Source organism: Streptomyces sp. NPDC057616, from assembly GCF_042800575.1.
In the GTDB taxonomy this organism is placed as follows: Bacteria; Actinomycetota; Actinomycetes; order Streptomycetales; family Streptomycetaceae; genus Streptomyces.
Genome location: NZ_JBHVGU010000033.1, coordinates 68265 through 69386, shown reverse-complemented (window position 1 = coordinate 69386; position 1122 = coordinate 68265). Strand labels below are relative to the sequence as shown.

1 protein-coding gene is annotated in these 1122 nt (G+C 72.0%); it reads right to left on the bottom strand.

Going from position 1 to position 1122, the window contains the following annotated elements:
- Positions 1-45: 45 nt before the first annotated feature.
- The coding region (locus ACFU97_RS33775; RefSeq protein WP_384264298.1) for an ABC transporter ATP-binding protein at positions 46-1122 on the bottom strand (1077 nt) is incomplete at its 5' end.

The window sequence follows — 1122 nt, the reverse complement described above, 5'->3', positions numbered from 1 at the left end:
GGGAAGTGCGGGGGCGCCGGCCTGATCGGTCCGGGCGGCCGTCTCTCAGTGGGCCGCGTCCTGCGGCAGGCGCACCCGGATCGAGGTCGTGTCCCGCGCCTCGCCGAACCGCGCCCCGGTCGCGGCCGAGAAGCAGTGGACGGCGTCCGGGCGCACGGAGACGCGCAGGTGCGCGCCCTTGCCCTGGGTGGGCCGTCCGGGGAGGCGCACGACGACCGGGCTGAGCTCCTGGCCGACCTTCGCGGTCGCGTGCAGGTAGGCGACGGCGCCGGTGTCCTCCACGGCGTCGACGACGAGCCCCAGACCGGGAGTCTCCAGGTCCCCGGGCGGCAGAAGGTCGAAGCGCTCCGGGCGCACACCGAGCGTGACCTCCGTGGCACCCTCGGCGCCGGCGGCCAGCAGGGTGTCACGGGGCAACGGCACGAGCAGCCCGCCCAGTTGGGCCCCGTCGGCGGTGAGCGGAAGCCGGAAGAGGTTCATCGAGGGCGATCCGATGAAGCCGCCGACGAACGTGTTGGCCGGGTGCTCGAAGACGTCCTTGGGCGTGCCCACCTGCTGCAGCACGCCGTCCTTGAGCACGGCCAGCCGGTCACCCATGGTCATGGCCTCGACCTGGTCGTGGGTGACGTAGACGGTGGTGGTGCCCAGGCGGCGCTGCAGGACGGCGATCTGTGTCCGGGTCTGCACCCGCAGTTTGGCGTCCAGGTTGGACAGCGGCTCGTCCATCAGGAAGACCCGGGGCTCACGGACGATGGCCCGCCCCATGGCGACGCGCTGGCGCTGGCCGCCGGACAGCGACTTGGGCTTGCGGTCCAGGTAGTCCTTGAGATCGAGGATGGTGGCCGCCTCCTCGACCCGCCGCCGGACGCTCGGCTTCGGCATGCGGGCGATCTTCAGGGCGAAGCCCATGTTGGCGGCCGTCGTCATGTGCGGGTACAGCGCGTAGTTCTGGAACACCATCGCGATGTCGCGGTCCTTGGGCGGCAGGTGGGTGACGTCGCGGTCGCCGATGCGGATCGCCCCCGAGTCGACCTCCTCCAGACCGGCGAGCATGCGCAGGCTGGTCGACTTGCCGCAGCCGGACGGACCGACCAGCACCATGAACTCGCCGTCCGCGATGCG